The organism is Azospira sp. I13 (genome assembly GCF_003112695.1).
GTDB lineage: Bacteria > Pseudomonadota > Gammaproteobacteria > Burkholderiales > Rhodocyclaceae > Azospira.
Genome location: NZ_BFBP01000024.1, coordinates 24,861 through 43,213, shown reverse-complemented (window position 1 = coordinate 43,213; position 18,353 = coordinate 24,861). Strand labels below are relative to the sequence as shown.

20 protein-coding genes are annotated in these 18,353 nt (G+C 65.6%); all 20 read right to left on the bottom strand.

The genetic code is table 11. From position 1 onward, the window contains the following. Positions 1-44: 44 nt before the first annotated feature. The 20 genes from AZSI13_RS15580 to AZSI13_RS15485 all read right to left on the bottom strand — a co-directional run bounded on the left by AZSI13_RS15580 (position 45) and on the right by AZSI13_RS15485 (position 18,346). Positions 45-977, bottom strand: a complete 933-nt coding sequence (locus tag AZSI13_RS15580) for a glycosyltransferase (protein WP_109042111.1) — start codon at positions 975-977, stop codon at positions 45-47. Beyond that, a complete protein-coding gene (locus tag AZSI13_RS15575; RefSeq protein ID WP_109042110.1) occupies positions 974-2,080 on the bottom strand; it encodes a glycosyltransferase in 1,107 nt (368 codons plus the stop codon). Before AZSI13_RS15575 ends, AZSI13_RS15580 begins: the two co-directional genes overlap by 4 nt. Then, on the bottom strand, positions 2,077-2,673 hold the full coding sequence (locus tag AZSI13_RS18325) for a DapH/DapD/GlmU-related protein (protein ID WP_165833567.1): 597 nt from the start codon (positions 2,671-2,673) through the stop codon (positions 2,077-2,079). Before AZSI13_RS18325 ends, AZSI13_RS15575 begins: the two co-directional genes overlap by 4 nt. Before the next feature lie 2 nt (positions 2,674-2,675). Then, entirely contained in the window at positions 2,676-3,416 is a 741-nt protein-coding gene (locus tag AZSI13_RS15565; protein ID WP_165833565.1) for a glycosyltransferase family 2 protein, read from the bottom strand. A gap of 74 nt (positions 3,417-3,490) precedes the next feature. Next, the gene (locus AZSI13_RS15560) at positions 3,491-4,459 is read right to left on the bottom strand and encodes a GDP-L-fucose synthase (RefSeq protein ID WP_268807539.1); all 969 of its coding nucleotides are present in this window, start codon (positions 4,457-4,459) and stop codon (positions 3,491-3,493) included. 3 nt (positions 4,460-4,462) lie between these two features. Then, positions 4,463-5,584, bottom strand: coding sequence for a GDP-mannose 4,6-dehydratase (gene gmd / locus AZSI13_RS15555; RefSeq protein ID WP_109042106.1), 1,122 nt, complete (start codon positions 5,582-5,584; stop codon positions 4,463-4,465). Beyond that, positions 5,584-6,786: a glycosyltransferase family 1 protein gene (locus AZSI13_RS15550; protein ID WP_133247336.1), complete on the bottom strand. Its 1,203-nt coding sequence runs from the start codon at positions 6,784-6,786 to the stop codon at positions 5,584-5,586. The genes gmd and AZSI13_RS15550 overlap by 1 nt, the downstream gene beginning before the upstream one ends. 8 nt (positions 6,787-6,794) lie before the next feature. After that, the gene (locus tag AZSI13_RS15545; RefSeq protein ID WP_109042104.1) at positions 6,795-7,559 is read right to left on the bottom strand and encodes a class I SAM-dependent methyltransferase; all 765 of its coding nucleotides are present in this window, start codon (positions 7,557-7,559) and stop codon (positions 6,795-6,797) included. 4 nt (positions 7,560-7,563) lie between these two features. Further along, a complete protein-coding gene (locus tag AZSI13_RS15540; RefSeq protein WP_109042103.1) occupies positions 7,564-8,682 on the bottom strand; it encodes a DegT/DnrJ/EryC1/StrS aminotransferase family protein in 1,119 nt (372 codons plus the stop codon). Between the two features lies 1 nt (position 8,683). Next, complete coding sequence (locus tag AZSI13_RS15535; protein WP_109042102.1) at positions 8,684-9,112, bottom strand: hypothetical protein; 429 nt, start codon at positions 9,110-9,112, stop codon at positions 8,684-8,686. After that, positions 9,109-9,999: a glycosyltransferase gene (locus AZSI13_RS15530; RefSeq protein ID WP_109042101.1), complete on the bottom strand. Its 891-nt coding sequence runs from the start codon at positions 9,997-9,999 to the stop codon at positions 9,109-9,111. The genes AZSI13_RS15535 and AZSI13_RS15530 overlap by 4 nt, the downstream gene beginning before the upstream one ends. Next, on the bottom strand, positions 9,999-10,616 hold the full coding sequence (locus AZSI13_RS18320) for a CatB-related O-acetyltransferase (protein WP_201262411.1): 618 nt from the start codon (positions 10,614-10,616) through the stop codon (positions 9,999-10,001). Before AZSI13_RS18320 ends, AZSI13_RS15530 begins: the two co-directional genes overlap by 1 nt. Before the next feature lie 74 nt (positions 10,617-10,690). Then, the gene (locus AZSI13_RS15520) at positions 10,691-12,178 is read right to left on the bottom strand and encodes a hypothetical protein (RefSeq protein WP_109042099.1); all 1,488 of its coding nucleotides are present in this window, start codon (positions 12,176-12,178) and stop codon (positions 10,691-10,693) included. Beyond that, positions 12,179-12,883 (bottom strand): acylneuraminate cytidylyltransferase family protein, encoded by a 705-nt coding sequence (locus AZSI13_RS15515; protein WP_109042098.1) that lies wholly within the window; start codon positions 12,881-12,883, stop codon positions 12,179-12,181. Then, a complete protein-coding gene (locus AZSI13_RS15510) occupies positions 12,880-13,935 on the bottom strand; it encodes a nucleotidyltransferase family protein (protein WP_201262410.1) in 1,056 nt (351 codons plus the stop codon). Before AZSI13_RS15510 ends, AZSI13_RS15515 begins: the two co-directional genes overlap by 4 nt. Positions 13,936-13,954: 19 nt before the next feature. Beyond that, positions 13,955-14,623 carry an acetyltransferase gene (locus AZSI13_RS15505; RefSeq protein ID WP_109042097.1) on the bottom strand — a complete coding sequence of 223 codons (669 nt, stop codon included), beginning with the start codon at positions 14,621-14,623 and terminating at the stop codon, positions 13,955-13,957. Continuing rightward, entirely contained in the window at positions 14,620-15,699 is a 1,080-nt protein-coding gene (gene neuB / locus AZSI13_RS15500) for an N-acetylneuraminate synthase (RefSeq protein ID WP_109042096.1), read from the bottom strand. The genes AZSI13_RS15505 and neuB overlap by 4 nt, the downstream gene beginning before the upstream one ends. After that, positions 15,696-16,379, bottom strand: coding sequence for a PIG-L deacetylase family protein (locus tag AZSI13_RS15495; protein WP_109042095.1), 684 nt, complete (start codon positions 16,377-16,379; stop codon positions 15,696-15,698). Before AZSI13_RS15495 ends, neuB begins: the two co-directional genes overlap by 4 nt. Further along, positions 16,366-17,538, bottom strand: a complete 1,173-nt coding sequence (gene neuC / locus AZSI13_RS15490; protein ID WP_109042094.1) for a UDP-N-acetylglucosamine 2-epimerase — start codon at positions 17,536-17,538, stop codon at positions 16,366-16,368. Before neuC ends, AZSI13_RS15495 begins: the two co-directional genes overlap by 14 nt. A gap of 10 nt (positions 17,539-17,548) precedes the next feature. Then, positions 17,549-18,346, bottom strand: coding sequence for a GNAT family N-acetyltransferase (locus tag AZSI13_RS15485; protein ID WP_109042093.1), 798 nt, complete (start codon positions 18,344-18,346; stop codon positions 17,549-17,551). Between the last annotated feature and the right edge of the window lie 7 nt (positions 18,347-18,353).

Here is an 18,353-nt window from a genome sequence, read left to right as displayed (position 1 = left end):
ACAACCCGAATCCGCGGCGATGCCGGCGGGCCAGGGCAGCGAACTCAGGCCCGGCCACCCCAGAAAAGCCCGCTGATAAAATAGGCGGCCAACACCAGTCGATCCCGCCCGCGGCGGCGGAACTGGCCCACCTGGGCGGCGAGGGCAATGCGGTCGGCCAGGCTGCCGCGCTGCAGGCGGCTGGCCAGTTGCGCCAGCGCCGCGTCGGGCTGCCCTTGGCGCCGGGCCAGTTCCACCATGCCGAGCACTTCGCGGCGATACCAGCCGGAAGCGATCTTGCGATGGCGCCCCTGGGCGGCTCCCAGGCCGCTATTGACGCCCACTTCGTTCCCCCCGTGCTGGCGGTAGGCCATGGAGGGACGCGGATCGATGAACCAGGACTCGCCCCTGGCCCGGCACAGGGCGTAGCAATACCAGTCGTGATGGGCCGGCCGGCCATCATCCGGCAGGCGGGCCAGATCATCCCGAGCCGCCCGGGCCAGGCCCGGGGTCATGACATAGGTACAGCCGGGGCCAGCGGCTTCGAAGAGGAAGTCGAAGGCCTGCTGGGGCTGGGCCTTGTCCACCAGCAGGCTGCGGCCGTCGGGCCAGAAGGCCTGGACGTTGCTCGACACCGCCGCCACATCCCCCTGGGCCAGGCGGGCCACCGCCCGGGCCAGCTTGTCGGGGAACCAAAGGTCGTCCTGGTCGGCGAAGGCCACATAGGCCTCCCCCTCCAGGGGCACTTCGGCGAGGAGACGGAAGAAATTGCCCGCCGCGGCGCCGAAACGGCCTGCCGCCGGGGGTAACAGGGAGATGTGGGCCTCCGTGGCAGCCCGTTGGCGCAGCCAGTCCGGCGTGCCGTCGCTGGAGGCATCGTCGGAAACGAAGAGCTGCACCTGCACCCCTTCCTGGGCCAGGATGCTGTCCACCTGCTCAGGCAACCAGCCCAGGCCGTTGTAGGTCGCCAGGAGCACCCGCACCAGGGGCAGGCTCATCGCTGGGCCTCCGGCCCGGCGCCGATCACCAGTTGCAGCAAGGCCGCCCAGTCTGCAGCGAAGGGCTGGGCCACGGCTGCCGCCGGATGGTGAGGCGGACTGTAATGACCATCCAGGACGCTTTCCATGAGGACGGCCAGCGCCTGGGCATCGTCCGGCGGGAAAAAGGCCACCTTGTCGTAAGCCCCCACCGCCTCATGGGCGTAGGGCAGGTCGGCGGCCAACAGGGGCTTGTTCCACAGCTTGGTTTCGGAAATGGGCAGGCCCCAGGTCTCCAGCTTGGAGGGGAAGACCACCGCGGCCGCCTCACCGTACTGGCGGCGCATCTGCTCCGCATTCTGGCGGCCGATGAAACGCAGGGCCGGACACTGGCCGTAGCGCCGATACAGCTGGGCGGCATAGCCCGACTCGCTGCCGGAAAGGGTCAGGCGCACTTCGAAGCCGCCGCCCCGCTTGCGCTGCAACAGCTCGGCAGCTTCGCACAGCACTTCGAAGTTCTTGAAGGTGCGCGGCAGGGCCGGGTAGAGGAAGACTCCGGGCTGCACCGCCGCTGCGGCATCCACCGGCGCGGGTGCGGTCGCGCCTACCGGATGGGCCACGGCCACCGACTGCACGCCATACATACGACGGAAGGCCTGGCGCAGCCAGTCCTGCTGCACCACCACCAGGTCGTTGGCGTGGATGTTGATGCCGTAGAGGTAGCGGTAAAAGAGGGTGAACAGGAAGAAGCGCGGATCCCAGCGCAGATCTTTCCAGCCGCTGCGGTAGAAGGGCGAGGGATTGTGGCAATACACCACCTGCCGGGGCACCCGCACCCGGGGGGACGTGTCGTGGAGGGACAGCCACACCTCCGGCCGGTATTCCTCGGCGATGCGCTGGAAAAGCCAATACTCGTGATACAGGCGTTGCAGCCAGGAGGTCTTGGCCTTGGGAAATTCCCGGAAAGTCACCCAGGGATGGTCGAACAGCTGGCGGTCATGGACCAGGGCCACCACCTCCCACTCGGGGCCGAGGCTGCGGGTGGCCGTGAGGCATTCCCGCAGCGCCGTCAGCGGGCCGCCTTCGATGAAGTTGACGGCAGAAATGATCAGACGCTTGGTCAAACCTTGCTCCACTTCTGGGCGCCCTCATCGAAGACGCGCAACACCCGGGCCGGATTGCCTGCCACCACGCTGCCGGCCGGCACATCCCGGGTGACCACGGAACCGGCGCCTACCACGGCCCCCGGGCCGATGGTCACGCCGGCGAGAATGCACACCTGTTCACCAATCCACACCCGGTCGCCAATAACCACCGGCCGGGCCGCCAGGGGCCGGGCCTGGGGCGCCACGCCGGGCACGCTGGCCGGGTCGGGCTGCTGGTAGTCGCCATGGTTGTGGTCGCTGATGAAGACCCGGCTGGCAATCAGCACGTCGTCACCAATGCTGACTTTCTCCACGGCGCCGATATGCACGTAATCATTGAGCTGCACGTTGTTGCCGAAGGTCAGGCGGGGCGCCTCGTCCTCGGCAAAGACGTCCAGGCGCACACCGACGCCGGTGGTGAAACCGGCGCCCCAGCGGATGCCCCGCTTGCCCCGCACATAGGCCGGGCGCCGCACCAGACGGGCGCCGGGAAAGCACAGCAGGGTATGCAGCTTGTCCAGCAACAGGCGGCAGAAGCCGAAAAATCCGTAACGGCGCCACAGTCCGGGCATGCTCACGCTCCTCCACCAAGATTGAGCCAGCGCTTGAGCCGCCACTTGATCATGGCCCAGCGGGCATCCCAGGCGTTCAGCCAGGCGGGCTGGACACCGTGAAGGTCCTTGGCCCGCTGCCATTCATGGAACACCGCCGTGCTGCGGTTGCTGGCGCCGCCCACCTGCATCTCGGCCACCACTACCGGCACGAACAGGGTGCGGAGGCCGGGGCCGGCCCGCAACAGCAGCTCGTAGTCGCCGGCAATGCGGTAGCTCGGGTCGAACAGTCCGTGGCGCTGGAAATAGGCCATGGCGTGGAGACCGCCGGTGTGGGCAATGCTCATGTATTTGCGGAAGAGGCGCCAGTCCCAGGGCCGGCCGATGGTGCGCAAATGAGTGGCACCGCGATAGAGCGCCACCTGGCCCATGACGAAATCCAAACCTTCCCCCCGTGCCTGGGCGGCAGCCACCAGGGCGGCCACCGCATCCGGCGGCAACTGGTCGTCGGCACCGAGAAACATCACCCACTGGCCACGGGCCTGGCGCAGGCCCTTGTTCCAGGCGTCGTAGATGCCGGCATCGGGCTCGCTCACCCAGTAGGCCAGCTGGTCGCCATGGCGGGCCAGGATTTCCGGCGTGCCATCGGTGGAGGCGGCATCGATGACCAGATATTCGATGCGGGGGTAAGTCTGGGCGGCAACGCTGGCCAGGGCCTTTTCCAGGGTGGCGGCACCGTTGAGGACACTGGTGATGATGCTCACCAGCGGCAGATTCTGGTCCGCCCCCGTCAAGTCATGGCTTGCCAAGCCCGCAGCCGCTCCGTTGCTGGTCACGCTCAAGCGCCGTGACGGCCGAGGAATTCCCCGTAGGCCTGACGCAAGCCGTCCTCCAGACCCACCTTGGGCTGCCAGCCCAGGGCCTGGAGCTTGTCGCTGCACATCCATTTGCGCGGCGTACCGTCGGGCTTGCTGGTGTCAAAAACGAGGGCGCCGGGAAAACCCACCACCCGGGAGACCAGTTCGGCCACCTCGCGGATGGTGTGATCCACGGCACTGCCGACGTTGAGGTGGGAGCACATGGGCTGCACCTGGGCCTGCCAGACCTCTGGCTCCAGATCCATGACATGCACGGAAGCCGCCGCCATGTCATCCACGTAGAGGAACTCCCGGCGCGGGGTACCCGTGCCCCAGACCACGACCTCCTGGCCGCCCCGTACCTTGGCTTCGTGGAAGCGGCGGATCAGGGCGGGAATGACGTGGCTGTTTTCCGGGTGGTAGTTGTCGCCGGGACCGTAGAGATTGGTGGGCATGACGCTGCGGTAATCCCGGCCGTATTGCCGGTTATAGCTTTCGCAGAGCTTGATACCGGCAATTTTGGCGATGGCGTAGGGCTCGTTGGTGGGTTCCAGGGGGCCGGTGAGCAGGGCGCCTTCGGTCATGGGCTGGGCCGCATCCCGCGGGTAGATGCAGGAGGAGCCGAGAAACAGCAGCTTCTGCACGCCGCTGAGGTGGGCGCTGTGAATGATGTTGGCCTCGACCATCAGGTTTTCGTAGATGAACTCGGCCGGATAGGTGTTGTTGGCGTGGATGCCCCCCACCTTGGCGGCGGCCAGATACACCTGGTCGATCTTTTCCCGGGCGAAGAAGTCCCGCACGGCGGCCTGGTCGAGCAGGTCCAGTTCGCTGCGGCTGCGGGTCAGGATGTTGCGGCAGCCCAGGGCTTCGAGCCGGCGGACGATGGCGGAACCCACCATGCCGCGATGGCCGGCAACGAAGATCCGGGCGTCGGGAGTCGCGTGTACCAAGGCTCAGCCCTCGATGGAAACCGGCACTTCGTGGCCGTGGGCCTTGAGCAGGGCATGGCGCTGGGCGGCCTTGAGATCGGCAGCCACCATTTCGGCGCACATTTCCTGGACGGTGATTTCCGGCACCCAGCCGAGCTTGTTCTTGGCCTTGGACGGATCCCCCAACAGGGTTTCCACTTCGGCGGGGCGGAAGTAGCGCGGATCCACCCGCACCAGCACGTCGCCCACCTTGACGGCCGGGGCCTTGTCGCCGGCCACGGCCTCGACGATGCCCCGCTCTTCCACCCCCTGACCCTCGAAGCGCAGGGTGATGCCCAGTTCCTGGGCCGACCAGAGGATGAACTGGCGCACGCTGTACTGCACGCCGGTGGCGATGACGAAGTCCTCCGGCTGATCCTGCTGCAGCATCATCCACTGCATGCGCACGTAGTCCTTGGCATGGCCCCAGTCCCGCAGGGAGTCAATGTTGCCCATGTAGAGGCAGCTTTCCAGGCCCTGGGCGATGTTGGCCATGCCCCGGGTGATCTTGCGGGTGACGAAAGTCTCGCCACGGCGGGGGCTCTCATGGTTGAAGAGGATACCGTTGCAGGCGTAGAGACCGTAGGCCTCGCGATAGTTGACGGTGATCCAGTAAGCGTAAAGCTTGGCCACAGCGTAGGGGCTGCGGGGATAGAAGGGGGTCGTTTCCTTCTGGGGCGTTTCCTGCACCAGGCCGTAGAGTTCGGAGGTGGAGGCCTGGTAGAAACGGGTCTTCTTTTCCAGGCCGAGGAAGCGGATGGCCTCCAGGAGGCGCAGGGTGCCCATGGCATCCACGTCCGCCGTGTATTCGGGGGACTCGAAGCTCACCGCCACGTGGGACTGGGCGCCCAGGTTATACACCTCGTCCGGCTGCACTTCCTGCAGGATGCGGGTGAGGTTAGAGGAATCCGTCAGGTCGCCGTAATGCAGGCGGAAGCGGGCGTTCTCCACATGGGGGTCCTGGTAGATGTGATCCACCCGCTGGGTATTGAAGAGGGAGGCGCGGCGCTTGATGCCATGCACCTCGTAGCCCTTGGCGAGCAGGAACTCGGCGAGGTAGGAACCATCTTGTCCGGTGATACCGGTGATCAGGGCTTTTTTCGACATTACTTTCCCCAGCACAATTTTCTGTTGTTGAACGATTCGAGTTTTTTCAGGAACGTCGCCTCAGCCTGCCGACGCAGCGTTCCCAGGTATTCGAGGCGGGCCTGCCCCCGTGCGGCAAGCGCCCGGGTCGCCTCGGCATTGTCATACACCGTGGCTATGGCGGCGGCCAGTTCTTCCGCCGAATCCGGATCGACGCACAGGGCGCCGTCGCCCACCTGGCCAGCCAGATGGGCGGAATAAATCACCGGCTTGCCCAGGGCCCAAGCCTCCAGGGGAGGCAGATTAGTCGGGCCGAAATAGGTCGGCATCACCAGGGCTCGGCAGTGGCGGTAGAGCGCCTGCATGTCGGCCTCGGGGACGAAACCGATGAAGGATACCTGCCCCGCCACACCCAGTTCAGTCGCCAGCCGCTGGATGTAGGGCTTGTTGTTCTTGTCGCCGCCGCAGAACACTACGGCATGGGACTGACCCTGGGCCTTGCGCAGGGCCAGGGCCTGAAGGATGCGGACGTGGTTCTTGTGGGGCCAGAACTGGGCGGGATAGAAAAGATAATCCGCCGGCAGCCCCAAACGCTGCACCCGATTGTTGGTGCTGGCACTGGCGGACTCGCGGGCAAAGCCGGCCGGCTGGAAAGGCATGGCCAGCAGGCGGCCGCTCTCGGCACCGTAGTACTGGGCCATGCGCTGATTCAGTTCCTCGGAATCCGTCAGGGTCAGCACTGCCCGATTGATGGCCTCCCGGTAGAAGGCCTCGCGTCGGGCAAATTCCCCCTGGGCCCGCACTTCCGGAAATTCCGGATGATCCCGGTGGCAGAGGTCCCAGACCGTCAGGATGTAGGGCAGCTGGCGCAGGGCCAGGGCGTAGCCGGAAGGGGAGAGGAAATAGACCAGATCCACGCCCTCGGCCACCATGGCGCGCTCCAGGGCGGTCAATACGTCATGCCGGGCACACCATTGGTCCAGGGCCGCCGGCAGGGTACGGGCCAGGGCGGCTGAGCGCAGGCGTTCCGCCGCCCCCCGGGGCACCACATGGAGGTCGCGGCCGGCAAGGGCCGCATGGCCGGCATTGGCCGGCGCCGTGGTGAAAACGGCGATCTGCAGCCAGGGCGGCGCGATGGCCGTCAGCTGCTCCAGGGCATTCAGGGCTTGCTGAAAGCCCCCGCCGCTGTGCAGCTCCTGCTCCAGGACAACGCCGATTTTCATGGCGGCCGTCACCGCTTTCTCAGCACCGAAAAAGCGCCCCAGGAGGCGGAGGACGGCTTGCCCTGTTCCATCCAGGCCTGGTGCACCACCGGCTCGAAGCCGAATTGGGCCGCCAGCAGCTCGATCTCGGGGATGAAGAGATAACGCATGCGGTGGGTTTCCCGGATCACCTCCCGGGTCTCGCCGACACTGACGGTGGTTTCGTAATTGACGTCCACCGTGCTGGCCATGTCGTCCAGGCTGGATTCGGCAATGCGCAGGACGGAGAGGTCTCCATCGCTCAGACGCTTGACCCGGGTTTCGGGGCGCTGGGCGAGCACCGCAGGGCCGTACCAGTAATCGAAGACCAGTACGCCCCCCGGCGCCAGATGTTCGGCGGCAGTGGCAAAAGCGGCCTGCAGATCGGCATTGCGAGTCTGGTAGCTGAAGACGTGGAAGAGGGAGATCACCACATCGTAGGTTCGGCCGGACCGGAAAGCGCGCACGTCGCCCTGGGAAAAATCCAGACGCCCCTGCAATTCGGGCGCCAGCCCGGCCCGCCGTGCCTGGGCGGACGCCAGCATGGCCTCGCTGAAGTCGATGCCATGGACGGCATAACCGGCCTCGGCGATCAGCTGGGCATGGATGCCCGTACCGCAGCCCAGTTCCAGGATGCTGCGTGCCCCGGGAGCATGGGCCCGGACCTGCTCAATGATGAAATCTGCTTCACCGCGGTAATCCTTGTCGCGGTAGAGCAGGTCGTAATAGCGGGCGTAGTGGTCGAATACTTTCATCGCCTCAATTCTCCATGAGTTTGCGCACGCTGGCGACCACCGTTTCCTGCTGCTCGGGGGTCAGGGCCAGGCCGCTGGGCACGTAGAAGCCGCGGCGGGCGATGCGCTCGGCGACGGGGTAACGCTCCCCGGCAAACAGCCCCATGCGCTGTAACACGGGCTGCTCGTGCATGGGCCAGAAGAAGGGACGGGTGCCGATGCCCATCTTGCCCAGGCGGGCCATGGCCTCCTCGGCATCGAAAGGCACGCTGTCGGCCAGGACCATGCCGAAGACCCAGTAGATGTTGTCGGCGTAATCGGTCTGGGGCAAGGGCAGCTGCAGGGTCTCGATGTTGCTGAAGGCGGCCGTGTAGGCGGCCCCCATTTGGCGCTTGCGCTGGACGAACTCGCCCAGGCGCTCCAGTTGGGCCACCCCCAGGGCGGCCTGCAGGTTGGTCATGCGCAGGTTCCAGCCCAGGCGCTCATGCACGAAACGCTTTTGGGGCTGGAAGCACAGGTTGCGCAGACTGCGGCATTCGGCGGCGAGTTGGTCGTCGTCGGTGACGATCATGCCGCCTTCCCCGGTGGTGATGTGCTTGTTGGGGTAGAAGCTGAAGGTGCTGATGTCGCCGAAGCTGCCACAGGGGCGCCCCTTGTAGGTCTGGCCGTGCATCTCGGCGGCGTCCTCAATGATGCGCAGGTTGTGGCGACGGGCCAGTTCCAGCACCGGGTCCATATCCACCGGCAGGCCGTAGATATGCACCACCAGAATGGCCTTGGTACGGGGGGTGATACGGGCCGCGACCTGGGCAACATCCATGTTCCAGGTCAGGGGATCGCTATCCACCAGCACCGGAGTCACCCCGGCCCGCACCAGCTGGCTGATGCAGGAAATGATGGTGAAGGCCGGCATGATCACCTCGTCGCCGGGAGCAAAACCCAGGGCTTCCACGGCGGCATCGATGGCCACGGTGCCGTTGGAAACGGCAATGGCGTGCTTGCGCCCGACGCTGGCGGCGAACTGCTCTTCGAACTGCTTGATGAAGGGGCCTTCGGAGGAAATCCAGCCGGTGTCGATGCACTCGGCCAGATAGCGTTTTTCGTTGCCGTCCAGCAGGGGCTCGTTGACGGGGACAAAGCTCATGTTATTTCAGCCTCACTTGGTCGGTGGTAATGGGGGAAAAACGGGTCTTGTCGGCTTCGCCGGCATAGGGCCCCTGCTTCACCTCGATGATTTCGGCAGCCTCCAGCATCTCGAAACCATGGCCGCCGTAGGCCAGGAGAATGACGTCACCGCTGCCCAGGATGGTGCTTTCCAGGTACTCCTGCTCGTCGGAGTAGAAATCCACCCGCACCCGGCCGGATTTGATGAACAGCACTTCCTTGGTGAACTGGACTTCCCGGGTGACCGGGTTGTGCACGTGGGGGGCAATCACATATCCGGCGGGCCGGTTCATGTAACCGATCTGCTGGGAGTAGGAATTTGGGGTGAAAAATTCGATGCCGTCCTTCTTGAAGGAAGCACGAATGATGACGGCCAGTTCCCGGCCAAGATGTTCAATCCGCTCGATCACAGCTTTACCCCGATCCCACGCTTTGCGCAAAAAAAGTAGGCCCAGGTCCGCCACTTGATGGCACTGAACCAGGGAATTTCACCCAGGGCGGCTTCGGCCTCCCCGGCAAACCCGAGCTGCAGGCTGCGCCGCGCCAAGGTTGCCAGATGCCGCAGCCAGGCCTGCTGGCCGGCAACGCGAATGATTTCCTCGCGATGCTTGCCAAGTACATATTTGAGGCCGTCGATTTCGCGACGCCCGTTCTTCGAAATGGTCTCGCCCTGGTGCAGCCAATACACGGCCAAGGGCTCGTGGAGATGGACGAATTCACAGACCCGGGCGAGGCGGATAGCGCTCTCCCATTCCTGAAAAGCCGGCACATTTTCGTCCAGCAGGCCGATTTCAAGCAATGCCTGGCGGGAAACCAGCAGGGTCTGGAAGACCGGCCCCGGCGCCCGCAGCACGGTAGCGTAGGCATCCGGCCCGGCCACCTCGGGCAACGGCCAGTCCTCCCGCGCCCCGGTTTCCGGGGTGTAGCGGATCATGTCGGCATGGACCGCCACATGGGGATCGAAACCGCGCTGTTCCAGCACCGCCAGCTGGCGCTGCAGGCGCTCCGGTAGCCATTCGTCGTCACTGTCGTGGAAGGCGATCCACGCCCCGCGGGCCGCCTTGATCCCGGTATTGCGGGCAGCCTGAGCCCCCAGGGGACGCTCATGGGAGATCAGGCGCAGGCGTTCGTCACGGATATCCCGGACCACGGCACCGGTCTGATCAGAGGAGCCGTCGTCCACGACGATGACTTCGATATTGCCGTAACTCTGGCCCAGCACTGAAGCGAGGCAATAGCCCAGGGTATGGGCCCGGTTGTGGGCGGGAATGACGACAGAAACCAAAAGCGGGGGCATTACTTCACCTTATCTAGCAATTCACTGCTCAGGGGCGAGGAAAACAGCGCCCGGTTGCGCTGGATGCGGGCCTCATCCCAGTTCCACCATTGCAGTTCCAGGAGGCGGGAAACCACCTCCGGCGGGAAACGGTAGCGCAGGACCTTGGCCGGGCTGCCGGCGGCCACGGCGTAGGGCGGGATATCCGAAAGCACCACGCTGTTGGCGCCGATTACCGCGCCGTCGCCGATTCGCACACCGGACGCCACCGTGACATTCGCGGCCAGCCAGACATCGTTACCGATGACCACCGGCCCCCGGGATTCCACATCCTGGACCATGCTCTCGCCGAAGAGATTGCAGGAGACGAAGAAGGAACTGATCCGGTCTATCCGGTGGTTGTATTCCTGGATGGAGACATTGCGGGCAATGGAGCAATAGCTGCCGATTTCCACCGGATGCAACAGGCAATGCACATGGACGTTCGGCCCCCAGACCCGGGTATGGCGGCCGACACGGGCTTCGCTGACCATGAAATGGCTGTCACGGATGATCGCCCCCGCCTCTACCACCACCTTACCGGCCAGGGTGCTGTTCAGCACCTGGGCCTCGGGGTGGAGGAACTCAGGATGGGACACCGTTGCGCCGCTGCGGTACTGGCGAATTTTACGCCGCAAATAACGCTTTGCCCGAAAGAGAAACGACTCTGCCATCACGCCTCCAGCGCCCGCGGCCGGGCAAACAATTCCTGCAGCAGCCCCCGGGCCACGTCCGGCCCGGCGAAATAGCCCTCTCCGCCAGTAGCCAGTCCTGTACCGTCCTGGCGTTGCAGGTAGGCCAGGCCCTCGGCGGCATCGGCGGTGCCGAACATCCAGCCCCGGGCAATGTAGTTTTCGTAGGATTTCCAGCCCAGCCGGCCCAAGGGGGAATCCCCGAGAATCAGGGTCGGCACCTCGAAAAACAGTGCCTCCAGGGCCACGGAAGAGGCCTCCGTAAGATGGCAGTCGCACTCCAGCAACTGGGCGTAGAGCAATTGCCCGTCGTCAAAGACAATACCCGGATGGCCGGTGGCCAGGAGCAGGGCCTGGTCGGACTGGCGCTCCGCCGGCTGGCGGGAAGGATGGAAGCGGATGACCCAGGTCCACATCGCCGGGCTACCCTTGAGCAGGTCCAACAACAGGGGCGGCACCTCCCGCTGCAGGGTCACCAGCAGGCGCCGACCGGCACCCGCCGCCTGGCGAGCCTGACGGCGTTGGGGCAGCTGCTTTTTCCATTCATTGAGCCAGAGATTGCCGCCGGCCAGTACCCGCAGCTCCGCCGGAAAACCGGGGTTGAACTGCCGCAGCTCCGCTGCGGCGTCGTTCCCCCAGCACCAGAAGGCGTCCGGCAGCACCTCGTAACCACCCGTGGGGCCGCGCAGCCAGCCGGAATAGCCGGCATGGCGCCGCCCCTGCAGACCATGCTGGATTTCCACCGTGCGGATACCGCAGCGCCGGGCCGCCATCACCGCCGCCATGACGATGGGGTCATACCAGCAGACCACGAACAGCACGCGGGGCGCCAGCCGGCGCAACCAGCCTTCGAACACGCGGCTGCGCTGCAGGCAGGATTCCAGCAACCAGTACAGCTCATGCCAGGGCACCGTGCGGCCAACGCAAGTCAGCAGCAGCCCCTGCATCTCGGCAAACCAATGAGGCGCTCCGGGGACAGGCGAAAACAGGCCCCGTTGGCCCGCCTCGCGATTCAGGGCCAGGTCGACCCTTGTGCTGGGAAAGTGCTGGGCGACACCGGCGCAGCCCTGCTCCCAGACCCGGCACGACAGGCCGAGATCGGTCAGGGCTGCGACGAAGGGGTCGGTATAAATCTCGTAGGACTTGCCCTCCCGGCTGACCCGCCGCTCCGCCAGGGTCAGCAACAGCGCATCCACCGGGCCGGCAGCCGCCGGCGCGCGGGATTCCGCAGACCTCCGGAGCCGCCCCGGCAGGCGTGACAATCCCAGGGCGACACGGCCGGGCCAGGTCGCCTTGAACAGGTATTGCAGACGGGAACGCCAGGAGGGACGCGCCTCCCGGGGCAACCACCCCAGACGCAAGGCCATCTTGAGGAATGGCCAGACGTGCCAGCCATCCACCGTGTAGTTCTCCACGGCATGGCTGGCCTCGTAGTCCTGCAAGGCGTCCAAGAGCGCGTCCTGGGTCATTCAGGCTTGCCCGAAACTTTCAGCCAGCAACTCAGCGGCACGCCAGTCCTCCGGCGTGTCGATGTCCAGGCACTCCCCGGCATCGTCCATGACGAAGGGCTTCATACCGGGTTGCAGGAAGGATTGACCCGCCCGGGCCAGGGCTGCCGGCGCCAGGTAGATGGCGCCATTCAGGGCAAAGGCCGGCGCCAGATCCTGGGAGCGGAGCCGCAAGGCATCCCAGCCCAGGAAGGGCTCCATGCCGGCTTCGCCAAGGCGGAAGCACCAGGCCGGGTGCTGGGCAACCAGGCTGACGCTGACCACGGAACGGCGCTGTTCCAGCGTGCTCTCGGCAAACAGGGCGGCGGCCTGCCGGATGGATTCCGCCCGACGAAAAGGGCTGGTGGGCTGCAACAACATGACCGCATCAACCGGGCCATGCTGGGCCTCGTAGCAGGCCACGGCATGGCTGATCACTTCGGTGCTGCCGGCCGTATCGGTGGCCAGTTCGGCAGGGCGCAACCAGGGCACACTGGCACCGTGCTGGCGGGCGACCTCGGCGATGGCCGGGTCGTCGGTGGATACCAATACATCGGCAAAAACACCGCTCTCTCGTGCGGCACGGATGCTCCAGGCGATGAGCGGGAGCCCCCCCAACGCTTTGATGTTCTTGCCGGGCACCCGCTTGGAGCCGCCCCGGGCCGGAATCAGGGCCAGCAGCTTCATCGCACCATATCCCCGAATTCCGTCTGAGCCCGCTGGAAATCCTCCATGCGGCCGATGTCCAGCCAGTATTCGTGCAGGGGGAACATGGTCACCGCCCGATCCGCGGCGATCTGTTGTTCCAGCAGGGTCGGCATGTCAATGCGGGTGCCGGGCACCACGCGCTTCACCAGCTCTGGCGACAGCACATAGATACCCGCATTGACGAAGAAACTCTTGACCGGCTTTTCCACCATGGAGCGAATGAGATGACCTTCGCTCTGAATGACGCCATAGGGCACCTGGTAATCGAACTTGCGCACGCACATGGTGGCCACGCCCGCCTGGGCCACGTGGAACTCCAGAAGCTCGCGATAGTTGAGGGTGGTCAGCAGGTCGCCGTTCATCATGATGAGAGGGTCATTGATCTCCTCATGGGGCAGCAGGCCCACGGCGCCACCGGTCCCCAGAGGGGTTTCCTCATGGGTGTAACGGATGCTCACTCCCCAGCGCTTGCCGTCGCCGAAGTAGTCGCGAACCATCTCCGGCAGGTAATGGGTGGAAATGAAGAAGCGGTGGAAGCCCGCATTGATGAAGCTCTCGAGGATCAGTTCGAGGATCGGCTTGTCCCCCACCTTGAGCAGGGGCTTGGGGCAGTCGTGGGTCAGGGGATGCAGGCGGGTGCCGAAACCGCCGGCCATGAGAAAGACCGGATTGTTCAGCAGCCGCTTCTCCAGCAGGCCATGGAGGGTTTCCAGGCCAACCACGCGGCCATCGCCATCCACCACCGGCAGTTGCAGCAGCTGGGTACTTTCCATCACTGCCAGCACCCGCTCCCGGCTCCAGTCCCGCTGCGCCACCTGGGGGCTGGCGCACATCACCTGGCTGACGGGGATGTCCAGGGGCAGGTGGCGCAACAAGGCGCGGCGCACGTCACCATCGGTGAGGGTGCCGAGCAGACGACGCTCCTCGTCCACCACGATGGCGATGCGCAGGGCGCCCCGATCCAGGGTGGCAATCGCTTCCTCCAGGGAGACGTTGGCACCAACGAGGACAGATTCCCAATGCTTGATCATGTCGAGATATTCCAGAAATTCATGCGGATGGCGGCCGCAGACGGCCGGCGGCGCCGAGAAAGACCAGGTCGGCAGCCAGATCCTTGACCAGGGAAGCGCCGGCACCAAGCACCGCCCGCTCACCGACGTGGATGCCCTGGATCAGCAGGGCACCGGCGCCGATAAAGGCGTCATCCCCCACCTGCACACCACCGCAAAGGGTCGCACCAGGGGCAATGTGGACATGGGCGCCGATACGGCAATCGTGGTCCACCCCGGCCCGGGTATTGATGATGCTGTTCTCGCCGATCCGGCATCCCGGCTGCACCACGGCCCCGGCCATGACCTGCGCGCCGCCTTCCAGCACCACATCGGGGGCCACCCAGGCGGCGGGATGGATCAGGGCCGGGAAGACATGGCCGGCGGCAGTCATGCGTTGATAGAGATTGCGACGGGCCACACTGCCAACCAGTTGGCCGATGCCATTGATCAGGCCTACCCGGGAGGCATCCAAGCCGGCCACCGCTTCATCGCCGCCCAGCACCGGCACCTCCAGCCACTGGGCCGCGCCCTCGGCCGCCAGGGCCGGGTCGCAGACGCCGACCACCTCATGGCCAGCCGCCCGGGCCAGGGCCAACAGCACCCGGGCGTGGCCGCCGGCCCCCAGGAGGACCAGGGGCAACGGGGAAGCGCAGCGGTTGGCACTCATGCTTCGATGACCTCGCCGCAGGCGTAGGCACGGCCGGTACGCTGGCCCACCAGGGCCCACAGGTCCGTGGCCGGGCGCCCCGTACCGCAGCGTGCCGTACCCAGGTCCTGCCGGGCCAGGACGGCGCCGGCCGGGATGTCCCGGGCCGCCACCACCTGCTGCCGGGCGGCCTGCCGGGTATCCCATTCGCTGGGCTGGGGCGCCTTGCCGCCATCCCCCAGGGCAACCTGCAGGGCTCGAATCTCCGCCACCATGCGGGTCAGCTCGGCCGGCTCCAGGGAGGCCTTGTGGTCGGGCCCCGGCAGCTGGCGATCCAGGGTGAAGTGCTTTTCGATCAGGCAGGCGCCCCGGGCCACGGCCGCCACGGGAATGAGGATGCCTTCCGTATGGTCGGAATAGCCCACTTCCAGGCCAAAGGCATTCGCCAGGGTATCCATGCCCCGCAGATTCACTTCGGCGAAGGGTGTCGGATACTGGGAGGTGCAATGCAGCAAGGTGACATGCCCCTGCAGGCGGGCCCGCCAGTCGGCCCGGCTCCAGCCGCGCCAGACCTCTTCCAGGGAGGCGGGCTCCGCCTCGGCATGGAGGGCATGGGCGACGATGGCCAACCCCTGCTCCACCTCGGCCAGGGTGGCCATGCCGGTGGACAGCACCAGGGGCTTGCCGGTGCGGGCGAACTGCCAGAGCAGCGGGCCGTTGGTCAGCTCCCCGGAGGGAATCTTGAATAGCGGCATGTCCAGGCCCACCAGAAAATCCAGGCTGTCGCTATCGAAGGCGGTGGACAGGAATTCGATGCCCTGGCGCCGCGCGTGGGCCTGCAGCTCGGTATGCCACTCCCAGGGCAGTTCCAGCTTCTGCAGCATGGCCAGCTGGCTCTCCGCCGCATCGGTCTGCACCTTCTGGTAGGCCGCCTTGGGGGCGCTACGGGAAGCCAGCTTGGCGGCCCGGAAGGTCTGAAATTTGACCGCATCAGCCCCGGCTGCCGCCGCGGCATCCACCAAGGCAAAGGCCAGATCCCGCTGGCCGTTGTGGTTAACCCCGGCCTCGGCAATGACATAGACGTGACCGGCGCTCATCGGATTTCCTTCAGCAGCATGAAAGCCTCCGCCGCAGTGGTGCCGGCCTGGCTGCCCCGCAACTGGGCCTGGGCACGCAGGGCGACGTCGCTGCGAGGAAAGGGGAAGGGCGCCATCTCACCGACGTAGAGGCCCATGATGTCGATCTTCTGCTCCAGATAACCGGCGATATCGACAAAGACGTTGGGGCGGAAACCGCCATCTTCGGGCTTCAGGCCGAACTCGGTTTCGGAAAGGGTTTCGTAGGCCAGGACCGTGCGGACCGAGGGATAACGGAAGGTCTTGGCGCAGGCCACCGCGGCGTCGAAGACCGCGGCATGGTCGCTATGGGCATCGTTGCGGTAGGGCACATACAGCACCTCGGCCCCCAGGGCCCGCACCCGGTCGCCGATGGCGCCCACCAGATCGAGCATGGGCAGGCTGTCCAGGCGCATGGTGGGGAAATCCAGGGCATGCACCGAGGCGAAACCGTAGGCCCGGGCTACAGCCTCGATTTCCAGCCGGCGGGATTCCACCCGTTCGGCCGCAAAGCCGATGGCAGTGGAAATACCGGTGACGATGATCCAGTGCACTTCATCCCCCGCTGCCAGATGTTTGAGCAGGGTGCCGCCGCAGCCGAGGGTCTCGTCGTCCGGATGGGGGGCGATGCAGGCAATGATGTTGCGCTTAGATGGCGACATGCAGGGGGTCCTCCGGTTTCTTGAGGCGGGCGAGAAAATCCTCGTCCCGCAGCAGGGCGGCAGCCCGCGCCGCGCTCTGGCCATCGCCATAGGGATTGACCAGGCTTGCCAGGGCAGTAGTGAATGCCGGGCTGCGCACCGTTGCCAGGGCCTCGGCAATGGCGTCGCAGTCGCCGCCGGTGAAGATGACATTGGCGCCGCACAGCCTTCCCCGCTGGCGCTCGCCGATATTGATGACGGGCAGGCGCAGGGTGGCGGCCTCGAGAATGCCGGCGGAAGAATTGCCCAACATGAGACTGGCGTGGCGCATCAGGTTGACGAACAGCAGGCGGGAGGTAGTGCCGTAGCAGGTGACTTCAGGCAACTGCCCCAGTTCGGCAAAGGCGCTGATCAGGGGCGCATTGCCGGGATCGGAATTGGGTGTGCCGATGCAGATATGGAAGCCGGCCTGTCGCAGCACCGCCACGGCGTTGCGCACGTAAGTTGTGGCCACCTCCCGCTCCTGGGCCACCGGATGGAAGATCAGGATGGCCAGGGGATGGGTCGCCGCATGGGGTTTGGCGCCGATGCCCGCCAGCAGTTCGGCCTTGGCGAGGGGCCCTTCGGCGACGAATTTATCCAGGGCGACGCTACCGATGACGAAGATGCGCTGCGGGATTTCCCCCAGTTTGAGCAGGCGACGGCGATGCTCTTCCAGGCTGACGAAGTGGGCGGTGGAGAGCTTGGAGGTGGCATGGCGCACCGGATTGTCCACATGCCCGTCGGCCGCATGGTCGCCGCCGAAGAAATGGGCCGTGGGAATGCCCAAGAAAGTGCCGATGGTGGCCGCGATCAGCACGTCCTCCCGGTCCCCCGCATAGACGATGAGGTCGGGGGCATAGCTGCGGATCAGGTCCATGGCGCCGTTGAGCAGGCCCGCCGCCGTCTTCAGGCGGGAAGCCTGGGTATCGCCGCTGATCAGGGTTTCCACTTCGCACAGGATGTCGAACCCGTCCTGGCGCACCAGGTCCACCGTATGGCCGAACGCCGGCGACAGATGGGCGCCGGAGACCAGCAGTTTCAGTTCCACCGCGGGGTCCTGGTGAAGCTTGCGGTACACCTCGCTCATCAGGTCGTAATCGGACCGGATGGAAGTCAGGGCCAGTATTTTCCGTGCCATGCCATTTCCCTCAGAACAGGTCCGAAAGGGCCATTTCGCGATTCACCGACTGGGGCCGGAATTCACGGCCCAGGCCAATACCGCCGAACTGGTAGTCGAAAGACTTGCAGCTTTCCAGACCGGCATCGCTGCCCACCAGCACATTGATGGCCATACCCTCAGGCAAGGCCGCCAGGGCGGCGGCGGATTCCCACCACAGCAGGTCGATGCCGCCTTGGTGTTCCTTGTAGGCCAGGCCGTCCTGCCACTGATAGCGGCCGCCCGGCCGCGCCAGGCGCCAGGCACGCAGACGGGCCTCACCCAGATCCAGGCTGAGCCTGCCGCGCTTGTCGAAATAACCGGTAGCCGCCAGGGCCAGCAGGCGCTCCTTGTCTACTGTCGCCACCAGGTCGGGCTCCGGCAGCTGCCATTCCAGGCGTTTGCGGAAACCCGGCGTGGACTGGGCGTTGGGAAATCCGAAAACGAAAGCCGCACCAGCCTCCCGGGCCGCCTGGTAGGTGGCCTGGGCCAGGGTGGTGAAGAGGCCGAACTTGCGGTGGGACTCGGCCACCATGGTGGTCATGGAGACATAGGTATTCAGCCGCTGCCCGCCCTCCGCGAGGGGCATGGGCACGATGGCGTAATGACCCACCAGGCGCTCGCCCTCGTAGCAGAGGGTGACGAAGGGTTCGCCGGCGGGGTTGTCCAGATAAGCCCAGTCCCAGACCTTGCCCAGGGAGCGTTGGCCGAAGCTTTCGAAAAACAGGGCTTCGATGTTTTCCCGGTGTTGCAGCAGCTGCTCCTTGCTGGCAATCGCTTGAATATCCATGGTGGCG